The following is an 8,903-nucleotide window of genomic DNA, read 5'->3' on the forward strand; positions in this document are numbered from 1 at the left end:
AGGCGGGGGCAAGGAAACGCCGCGCATGACCGAATTTGACGATAGAGACGACATGGTTCTGGCTGAACCAACCGACGGAGACCCGGATGGGGATCCGCCGACAGGCATTTCCGGAAACAAGGAAGTCGGCGCGATCGCGCACCTCTACCGGGCGGAAGTCTACCGTTCGACCGTCTGGCGCCAGCGCCTGGACCAGACCACCAACTGGGCCGTGATCTCGACCGGTATCGGCCTGTCAGCTGCTTTTGCGTCTGAGCGTGCCTCACCGTTCCCCATCGTGCTGGTCGGCGCGCTCTGCATCATGTTCCTGATGCTGGAAGCGCGGCGCTATCGTTTCTTCTATGTCTGGCGGTTCCGGGCGCGGGTTCTGGAGATTGCCTTCTATGTGCCGATGCTGCGCGGAGAGGGGGCACAGATCCCGCTCGACCGCGGCACAGCCCTGTCTGACGATTATGTCAAACCGCAATACCGGATCTCGATGATCCGCTCGGTCGGCCGGCGCCTGCGCCGGAATTATGGCTGGATTTTTGCCATTCTCGGCGCGGCTTATTTCGCCAAGATCGCCATTCATCCGACCGATGTGGACAATTTTGCCCACTTCATGCGCCGCGCGCATATCGGGCCGATTCCAGGCTGGCTGGCACTGATCTGCGGTGTCGCTTTCCATATCGGCTGGATCACCCTTGCCTGGAAAACCTGGTGGGATGAGCGCACCGACAAGACCAAGATGGCCGACTTCCTGAAAAGCCGCGAAGACGTGAACTTCCGTCCGCCGACCAAAGGCGTGACACCCATGAAGGCGGACGACTGAAATCTCGGATCAGCGGCGCGCAAACAATGATTGGATCCTGGCCGCCAGTTCAGATTGGCGTTTGGCATCCATCTTGGCGAGTACCGACTTCAGAAAACTGCGTACGGTTGAGAGCTTTACACCCATGCGTTCAGCGATTTCGTCGGGACTGAGGCCAAGTGCGATAAAAATGGCTGTCTCGGCTTCCCTTTGGGTCAGCTGGTAAGCGCTCACAAGTACCGAAGCAGCTTCTGGCGGCAGCGGCTCCGGCGAAGTGAACGTGACGATGACAAAATGCTTCTGTGCCGGCCCTCCAGCCATCGTTCGCACGCTTTCTGCCAGGCCCGTATTCAGCCTGACAACGCGGACCAATAAGGGCGCCATGCCGTCTGCCGTGGTCATGAGGAACGTAGCAGGCATGCCGCTCCTGATGGCCACTTCCAGGGAGTGTTCAAGCTTTTTGTGGGCTGACTGGTCCCGAAGGACAATTCGCCCGTGCCGGATATCGATTCCTGGGTTCTTTCTCCGAGTATCCCGGGCGAGCGCATTCTCCGCCACGATGCGGTAGTGCGGATCGATAATGAAAGTTTGTCCTGGAATGTGATTGATCGCCTGTTCCAGAAGAACGCGGTCGTGTGAGAGCTCGCCAAAGACTTGCTGCAGGCTCAGAGCTCGTTTCAGGTGCGGCGCCAGGAACAGCATTTTTTCGAAGTCGGATGTTTGAAAAACGTCCTGGGACCGGGACCGGTATAATGAGATGCTGGCCGTCAAACCCGGCGTATCGATGACGCGCGTGCTCAATCCGTCATATGTGTCCGCCGCTTCCAGCACATGGTGACGATAGTCTGCGGGAATGTCCCTGTAGGCGCACATCTGATGGCCGGACAGGACGGTCTCGGATGATCGGACCAAAAACTCCTTCATCCAGATGTCACCGTGCCACAGGTGTTGGTTGTAGGCATCAGCCGATTCCGGGCTGACGCTGTTCTGCATCAGAAAATAGCGATCTGGTTCTGCAATGACGAGTGCAGAAGAGTGAGAATTCAGTTCGTCCTGAAGGCGGGTCGCCAAAATGGCGAGGCGCCCCCTGTCCGTCACCGTCTCGTATATTTCTCCCACCAGATCATCGAGCATGACCCATTTCTTATATCAGTAGAAACGCTGAATAATCCAGATGGAATCAATTTCATCGCCCGATGAGGCTGGTGCAGTGAAAAATAAAGCCGTGATCAGCCAGCCGGGCCGCGGCGGCCGCCGCCCGGGCCGTCCTGACGGCGGGCGAGGAAGGCGAGGCGCTCGAAGAGGGCGATGTCCTGTTCGTTCTTCAGAAGCGCACCATGCAGCGGCGGGGTGAGCCGCTCGGGGTCCTTCTCGCGCAGGGTTTCGAGGTCGATGTCCTCGTTCATCAGCAGCTTCAGCCAGTCGAGCAGTTCGCTGGTCGACGGCTTTTTCTTCACGCCCGGCAGTTCGCGCATGGCGTAGAAGGTCGTCAGCGCGTCCTTCACGAGCTTCTGCTTGATGCCCGGATAGTGAACATCGATGATTTCCTGCATCGTGTCTTCGTCCGGGAACTTGATGAAGTGGAAGAAGCAGCGGCGCAGGAAGGCGTCTGGCAGCTCTTTCTCATTGTTCGAAGTGATGATCACGATCGGACGCTGCTTCGCCTTCACGGTTTCATCGGTTTCGTAGACATAGAACTCCATCCGGTCGAGTTCCTGCAAGAGGTCGTTCGGAAACTCGATGTCGGCCTTGTCGATCTCGTCGATCAGCAGCACAGGGCGCTTGTCGGCGGTGAACGCCTCCCACAGCTTGCCCTTTTTGATGTAGTTCTTGACGTCCTTGGCGCGCTCTTCGCCCATCTGGCCGTCGCGCAGGCGGGATACGGCATCATACTCATAGAGGCCCTGGTTCGCCTTGGTGGTAGACTTGATGTGCCACTCGATCAGCTCGCAGCCGAGGGCCTTGGCCACTTCGATGGCCAGCACGGTCTTGCCGGTGCCGGGCTCGCCTTTGACGAGCAGCGGGCGCTCCAGTGCAATGGCGGCGTTGACGGCCACGCGCAGGTCGTCAGTTGCCACATAGTTTTCAGTGCCTTCGAAACGCATGGGTGTGCCGTCCTTATCTGTCTTTCCTCCACAATAGGGAGTGCCCCGAAGGGAGCAAGCTCTGACGTGGCGGGAGGTGCGTTCCGCACTGCAGCACGGGTTTCATTTTTCGCCCCCTCAAGCCTGTGGTAAACAGGATCTGCCATGCGCACGACCGCAGTGTCTCATGCTTCAGCGGAGTGCCGCACCGGTCCGGGCAGGTCTGACCCCCTTTGGGTCGGGACAGGCCCGGGCCGATGCAGGACTTATGATCCAGAACCCTGTCGGGAATCGCGCGCATGGCACTTTTCCGTGCGGGATTGAGGCCGCCTCGCGCTAACGTGGAAAGTTCGTGAACCGGCAATCAAGCGTTAACGCCTTCCTGCGATTCTTTGCGAAATTCGCCGCATTGGATCTGGAACCATGCCTCTCAAACTGTCGCTCAAGCCGGGTGAAACGTTCGTTGTGAACGGGGCCGTTATGCGCAATGGCGACCGCCGGGGCGTTCTACTGCTGGAAAACCAGGCCCGGGTCCTGCGCGAGAAGGACATCCTGCATCCGCGCGATGCCACGACGCCGGCGGCGCGCGCCTATTTCAGCGTGATGCAGATGTACCTGCTCGGCGAAGCGGACGGGCCGACCTATTCGCAGGCCGCCGAGTCGCTCGCCACGCTGCTGGCCGCCAGCGAGACCGAAGAGTCCCGCGCGGCCGTGCTGGATATTTCCGCCGATGTGGCCTGCTCCAACCTTTACCGCGCCCTCAGCCGGTGCCGGCGTCTGCTGGCTGACGGCGAAGCGGCGGCGGCCTGATGGCGGACGGCTCCGCGATGCGCGTCCACCCCGCTCCCGACACCAAGCCGCTGGGCCTGGACGAGGCTATCCGACTTCTGGAAGCCGGACAGGGGCAGGACATCTGCGTCGATCTTGGCGACGGGCGCCTTGCCCGTGCCGACGGCCCGCGTGGCTCCGAAGGTCTGCTGCAGCGGCTTCGCGGTCACAAGATGATGCTGGCGCTTGCCTCCGGCGCGGCGGATCTGTCGCATTTCACCGCCAGCCCCCATGCGTTGACGATTGCACCGGGCGTGCAGGAAATCCTCGACGCAACGACACAGAGAGACTAGAGCGCCGCGCATGAGCGCAGAACTCCTCTCCCTGTTCACGGCAACGTTTGTAACCTTTTTCGTCCTGATTGACTCGCTCGGTGTGGCGCCGATGTTTGCAACGCTGACGGCGCGCGGCGATGCCGCCTATCGCCGGCAGATGGCGTTCAAGTCGATCTTCGTCGCAGCCGTGATCATCTTCGCCTTCGCCTTCGGTGGCGCCTGGCTGATGGATGCCATGCATATCTCGATCGATGCGTTTCGGGCGGCGGGCGGGGTTCTGCTGTTCCTGATCGCGCTCGACATGGTGTTCGAGAAGCGCACCGAGCGCCGCGAGCACCGCACGGAAGAACATCTCGGCCAGCATGAGACGGATCCGGAACCGGACGATGTCTCAGTCTTCCCGCTGGGTATTCCTATGATCGCGGGGCCGGGCTCCATCGCCACGGCGATGTTTTACATGTCCGACACGGAAAACTGGATGGAGAAGGGGGTCATTCTGGCCGCCATCGGCCTGAACCTGCTCCTGACACTGGTCATTTTCCTGGCGGCAGGTCCGCTGGTGCGTTTGCTGGGCGCAAGTGTGGCCGGGGCGCTGACGCGGATCCTCGGCGTTGTGCTGGCGGCCTTGTCGATCCAGTTGCTGATCGACGGAATTAAAGGCGCGTTCAATCTCGGCTGAGTTTGTCGGCTGGAGGTCAGGCCCCCATCGGTTCCAGTTTCTTCTTTTTCCGGATATTCCGGCGGAACGTTGACCAGGTCACGAAGATCAGGGCGAGGCCCGCAGCCGTCATGCCCATCACCTGCAGCACCATCTGAAGAGTCCAGCGGATGCCTGTGTCGGCGGTGCGCAGTGCGCCCGCACCGGATTGCTTGACGAGGGCGACAGCCCGGTCGCCGCCCGCTTCGGCGATCAGCCGGACCCGGCGGAGGTCGGACGCATCTTCCACCTGTTCCAGAAGGGTCACCGCCGCAGCCGGGCTGGTCAGTCTGCCGATCCGGTCAATCTGTTCGAGATCGGCTTCAAGCCGTTGCAGGCCGCGCGCATCGATGGAGGCGATGAAGGCGGCTTTGGCCCGTTCTGTCCGGACATCAATCGTGGCGAGTTCCCCCAACGCCTCTTCAAGGGCGGGGCGCAAGGTGCTGTCGGGCAGGGCGGCATTCACCCGTGCGGACAGATAATCCTCGAAATCTTCCGTGAGGCGACGCGCGCGGAGCGCGGACTTCAGGATTGAGGCGGCACGGATATTGGCATCCGACAGGCCATCTGCGGTTTCTGCCTCCAGCAAGCCAATGGCGGTGATCTTCAGGGCGACTTCGTCCATCCGGTCGCCATGTACCCAGCGTTCGGAATTTTCTGCGAGGTCCCGAAACGTGCCGAGCAGGCGGAAACGCGTATCCGATGCCGTACGTTCGGACGATACCTCGACTTCAGGCCCGCCCTGGTTTTCTGTTTCGCCATCTGCGACTTCAATGACTGTTTCCGGAGCGTCGACCAGACCGGACTGCACGTCCATGACCCGGGCCGATACCTGGGCTTCTTCGTATTTCAGGCTGATCGCCGTCGGCAGTTTGCGAAGGGCTGCAGCCGTCAGCCGCTCGTCCGCACGATCCAGCCGTTCAGCGTCGGCCGCCACCATCAGCTCTTTGACATCCTTGCGGTCCAGCATCTGGGGGGCGGCGAGGAGGAAGCCATGCGCAGCAGCAACATCGCGCTCGCTCAGCTCACGATCGACGACATCATACCAGAATTCATATCGGTCGGACGGGTTGCGCGGTGCAAATGAGGCGAACGCGTCGTCCATGTTTTTGCGGGTCTGGTCGATCGCCTCAATTCCCGGGGAATCGGAGAAGGCCGACCCGGAAAAGGCTGCGCCCAGCACCTGCGCGCCGATCACCGGAAGCAGGATGAGCATAGAGTTAAAAACGACAGCCTGCATCCAGCCCGAGGTTTTTCCAGTGCTTTTCCGGCGTCGGGCCATGAACGCTGAAACCGTTGCAAAAGCTGTACATTGGGCGAGTTTTCATAGAGCGCGTGGGGGCACGAAAGATCAAGCCCCGGCCTGCATATTGCACTGGATTCTGCCTGTTCGTCTGGCCCAGGCCGGTCACAATTTTACGACAATTCGGGGTTATTGGCTCAGGCGCCTGAAAAGGTGGGAAAAATTAACTCAGCTTTGCCGATTGCGATGAATCGCCTGCGGCTTTATATCCCGGCCAAGTTTCAATGAGGTGTCCTGCGATGAGTGTGGAAATTGCAGACGACTATCGTCCCTCGGATGACGAGGAATTCATGAACGAAAAGCAGCTGGCTTACTTCCGCCGGCTGCTTGAGAACTGGAAAGCCGACATTCTCGACGGCGCCAAGCAGACCATCACAAATCTGCAGGATGAGTCCGGTTCACTGCCCGATATTGTCGACCGGGCGTCCGCGGAAAGCGACAAGGCGCTGGAACTGCGCACCCGCGACCGCCAGCGCAAGCTGATCTCCAAGATCGATGCGGCCCTGCGACGGATCGAGGACGGGTCTTACGGTTTCTGCGAAGTGACCGGTGAGCCGATTGGCCTGCGCCGGCTGGAAGCCCGCCCGACAGCGACGCTGAGCCTGGAGGCCCAGGAGCGCCACGAGCGCAAGGAACGCACCCTGCGCGACGATTGAGGCGTAAGAAAACCTTATTTTGGAATTATTTGCGGCGGCGTCTCCAATAGAGGCGCCGCCGCATTTTTTTTATCATCCCAACGCCACGGCTGATTCATCCCAACGCCACGGCGCTTTATCGTCTCCGCGGCCGCCTGTTCCGCGGTGAATGGACAATGCCAGCAAGGTCCAAACGATCTGTTACATCTTGGTAATCAAGGTCTTAAGGCTGAAGCCTTATGTTTAACAGCAAGTGCCGATTTGTTAGGAACGATGCGACTCGCCTGGCTGTCTGACAGGCATTGACCGGGCCCGGGAATTCCAATTCCTAACTGCCCGTTAACCCTCTCCGCTGCAAAAGTAACCATTACGGAAGCGCCGCGCATGAAGTCAGACCTCCCTCTTGCCGCCGACGACGGCTGGGACATGTCACCCCGCCGGGAATCGGCGGTGATGGTGGACATGCCGACTTCGTTCGAGCCTCTGTCTCCCCAACGGCCGCTGCCATCGTCGCGCGGTGTGCTGAGCGCTGCGGAGATCGAGGCCCTGCTTCGGCCCGACCTTTCGGACCTGCCGGATAGCCCGCCAGAGCCCGCGCCCGAGACGATTGCCGACAAGCCCTTGCCGGATGTCGAAGCAGACATGCCGGAGCCCGCCGAAAGTGACGCCCCGACCACGGATATTCCGGTTACGGCAAGGCGCCTGGCGTCACGCCTCTCGCTTGGTTTGCGCAAGGGATGCGGCCTGCGGGCAGCTGCCGCGGCCCGCGCGGTCCGGAAAGGGGATTTCGATTCCGGCCTCACCGGTAACGTTGCCGGGCAGGGGGCAGCCATCGCCTGTTTCGCGGTCGGCGAGGGCGAGGTGGACGCCATGCTCGTCCTGTCGCCGGAGCTCGCAAACGCCCTGATTGAAACAGCTTGCGGCGGAGGCGGCATGCCGGGGGACTGGTCTCCGCGTGAGCTGACCCCGCTCGACAGCGCTCTGCTGGAAGGCCTTGTCCGGCCGCTGGGCCATGCGATCGCGCCGGGCCTCAGCTTTGCCGGCATGGAGACCGAGGCGGACTTTGCGGCCGCGCTGGCCCGTCCGGGCACGGCGGAAATCATCGACTTCGAAATCCGCGTCGATGGCGGGCGTCATGCGGCACGCCTGATCCTGTCGGGTGAGCTGGCGGCTGAGGATATGCCGGACGCCCTCTCGGCGCCTGCGACCGCTCCGGCAACTGCGCTCCCGGCCGAAGTTGCACCATCGTCCGTCACCGTGCTTTTGACCGCGCGCGTTGCCTCGCTCAGCGTACCTCTGTCGCGCCTGTCAGACCTCACCGCCGGGTCCACACTTCTGCTGGGCGTGCCAGCAGATCAGCCGGTGGAATTGCTCTCTGGCGGGCGTGACGGACCGGTCGTGGCGGAAGCCCAGATCGGGCGCAAAGGCAACAAAATGGCGCTGCGAATCTCGCGCCGCGTGCCGGGCTTCCGTTAACACTTATTGCTTCAGAAATTCCGCCTCGATCTGGATTCGGACCTCATCGGTTACCAGGCCGGAAAAAGCGGATATTTCAAAATCAGTCCGGTCGATCACGGCATTTGCGCTGAAACCGGCCACCTGAGTGCCGCGGATGGGGTCGAACGCGGTGCCGTTGAATTGTACGTCCAGCGTCACAGGCCGGGTCTGACCGTGCAGTGTCAGCTCGCCATTCACTTCTGCGCCGCCGCTCTCGCCCGGCGTCACGGACAAGGTCCGGAAAACAGCCTGCGGATACCGGGCGGCGTCGAAGAATTTCGGCCCCATCAGTTCCTCGGCGAAACTGTCATTCGCAATGTCGAGCGACGTCATGTCGATGACGGCGTCAGCGCGTGCCGAGGCCGGATCGGATGCATCGCCCGTCAGGGAGACGTCAAACGACTCAAACCGGCCGATCAGGTCGGAATAGCCAAGATGATTGATCCGGAAGACGAGCGCGGCATGAGCCGGATCGAGCTTCCAGTCGCCGGCCGGCAGTGCCGCGATCTCGGCCGACAGCTTCGGCTTCAGCAGCGGCGCCACCAGCGAGGCGCAGCCACCCAGCGCCAGGGCGGCGAGGGGCAGGGCCATCCATCCGGCGCCTAGTTTCCGGCTTTGGTTTCCGCAATCCATGCGTCGACATTCTCCTCCAGAATGTTCAGCGGTACAGCCCCGTCCTTCAACACAACATCGTGAAAGGCGCGGATGTCGAACTTGTCGCCGAGTTCGGCTTTCGCATGCGCTCGTAGCTCGAGGATGCGGTTCATGCCGATCTTGTAGGCCGTCGCCTGGCC

11 protein-coding genes are annotated in these 8,903 nt (G+C 61.3%); 6 read left to right on the forward strand and 5 right to left on the reverse strand.

Going from position 1 to position 8,903, the window contains the following annotated elements; all coding sequences use genetic code 11:
- Nucleotides 1–25 precede the first annotated feature (25 nt).
- Nucleotides 26–811, forward strand: coding sequence for a DUF2270 domain-containing protein (locus tag HY26_RS12075; RefSeq protein ID WP_233351614.1), 786 nt, complete (start codon nt 26–28; stop codon nt 809–811).
- A gap of 9 nt (nt 812–820) precedes the next feature.
- Here HY26_RS12075 and HY26_RS12080 read toward each other — a convergent pair whose 3' ends face one another.
- On the reverse strand, nt 821–1,924 hold the full coding sequence (locus HY26_RS12080; RefSeq protein ID WP_034761950.1) for a helix-turn-helix transcriptional regulator: 1,104 nt from the start codon (nt 1,922–1,924) through the stop codon (nt 821–823).
- Nucleotides 1,925–2,019: 95 nt separating this feature from the next.
- The gene (locus HY26_RS12085; protein WP_034761953.1) at nt 2,020–2,895 is read right to left on the reverse strand and encodes a MoxR family ATPase; all 876 of its coding nucleotides are present in this window, start codon (nt 2,893–2,895) and stop codon (nt 2,020–2,022) included.
- Between the two features lie 402 nt (nt 2,896–3,297).
- Between HY26_RS12085 and flbT the strand changes: the two genes are divergently transcribed.
- The 3 genes from flbT to HY26_RS12100 are packed head-to-tail and all read left to right on the forward strand — an operon-like array spanning nt 3,298 to nt 4,656.
- Entirely contained in the window at nt 3,298–3,684 is a 387-nt protein-coding gene (gene flbT / locus HY26_RS12090) for a flagellar biosynthesis repressor FlbT (RefSeq protein ID WP_112073710.1), read from the forward strand.
- Complete coding sequence (locus tag HY26_RS12095) at nt 3,684–3,995, forward strand: hypothetical protein (protein ID WP_034761959.1); 312 nt, start codon at nt 3,684–3,686, stop codon at nt 3,993–3,995. The genes flbT and HY26_RS12095 overlap by 1 nt, the downstream gene beginning before the upstream one ends.
- 10 nt (nt 3,996–4,005) lie before the next feature.
- On the forward strand, nt 4,006–4,656 hold the full coding sequence (locus HY26_RS12100) for a MarC family protein (protein ID WP_112073711.1): 651 nt from the start codon (nt 4,006–4,008) through the stop codon (nt 4,654–4,656).
- Between the two features lie 16 nt (nt 4,657–4,672).
- Here the strand turns inward: HY26_RS12100 and HY26_RS12105 are convergent, their stop codons facing one another.
- A complete protein-coding gene (locus tag HY26_RS12105; RefSeq protein WP_112073712.1) occupies nt 4,673–5,890 on the reverse strand; it encodes a hypothetical protein in 1,218 nt (405 codons plus the stop codon).
- Nucleotides 5,891–6,216: 326 nt separating this feature from the next.
- Here HY26_RS12105 and dksA point away from each other — a divergent pair, with 326 nt between their 5' ends.
- On the forward strand, nt 6,217–6,633 hold the full coding sequence (dksA, locus tag HY26_RS12110) for an RNA polymerase-binding protein DksA (protein WP_034761969.1): 417 nt from the start codon (nt 6,217–6,219) through the stop codon (nt 6,631–6,633).
- Nucleotides 6,634–6,996: 363 nt separating this feature from the next.
- Nucleotides 6,997–8,088: a FliM/FliN family flagellar motor switch protein gene (locus tag HY26_RS12115; RefSeq protein ID WP_112073713.1), complete on the forward strand. Its 1,092-nt coding sequence runs from the start codon at nt 6,997–6,999 to the stop codon at nt 8,086–8,088.
- Nucleotides 8,089–8,091: 3 nt separating this feature from the next.
- On the opposite strand, the gene HY26_RS12120 is transcribed toward HY26_RS12115, so the two are convergent.
- Together HY26_RS12120 and HY26_RS12125 are read right to left on the reverse strand one after the other, a co-directional pair.
- Nucleotides 8,092–8,700 carry a YceI family protein gene (locus tag HY26_RS12120; protein ID WP_158531485.1) on the reverse strand — a complete coding sequence of 203 codons (609 nt, stop codon included), beginning with the start codon at nt 8,698–8,700 and terminating at the stop codon, nt 8,092–8,094.
- 11 nt (nt 8,701–8,711) lie between these two features.
- The coding region (locus HY26_RS12125; RefSeq protein ID WP_146740215.1) for a DUF885 family protein at nt 8,712–8,903 on the reverse strand (192 nt) is incomplete at its 5' end.

The sequence above is a fragment of the Hyphomonas sp. GM-8P genome (assembly GCF_003263315.1).
Classification (GTDB): Bacteria; Pseudomonadota; Alphaproteobacteria; order Caulobacterales; family Hyphomonadaceae; genus Hyphomonas.

Coding starts and splice junctions, on each gene's coding strand:
- HY26_RS12075 (WP_233351614.1), top strand. CDS start 26: ATGACCGAATTTGACGATAGAGACGACATGGTTCTGGCTGAACCAACC.
- HY26_RS12080 (WP_034761950.1), bottom strand. CDS start 1,924: ATGCTCGATGATCTGGTGGGAGAAATATACGAGACGGTGACGGACAGG.
- HY26_RS12085 (WP_034761953.1), bottom strand. CDS start 2,895: ATGCGTTTCGAAGGCACTGAAAACTATGTGGCAACTGACGACCTGCGC.
- flbT (WP_112073710.1), top strand. CDS start 3,298: ATGCCTCTCAAACTGTCGCTCAAGCCGGGTGAAACGTTCGTTGTGAAC.
- HY26_RS12095 (WP_034761959.1), top strand. CDS start 3,684: ATGGCGGACGGCTCCGCGATGCGCGTCCACCCCGCTCCCGACACCAAG.
- HY26_RS12100 (WP_112073711.1), top strand. CDS start 4,006: ATGAGCGCAGAACTCCTCTCCCTGTTCACGGCAACGTTTGTAACCTTT.
- HY26_RS12105 (WP_112073712.1), bottom strand. CDS start 5,890: ATGCTCATCCTGCTTCCGGTGATCGGCGCGCAGGTGCTGGGCGCAGCC.
- dksA (WP_034761969.1), top strand. CDS start 6,217: ATGAGTGTGGAAATTGCAGACGACTATCGTCCCTCGGATGACGAGGAA.
- HY26_RS12115 (WP_112073713.1), top strand. CDS start 6,997: ATGAAGTCAGACCTCCCTCTTGCCGCCGACGACGGCTGGGACATGTCA.
- HY26_RS12120 (WP_158531485.1), bottom strand. CDS start 8,700: ATGGCCCTGCCCCTCGCCGCCCTGGCGCTGGGTGGCTGCGCCTCGCTG.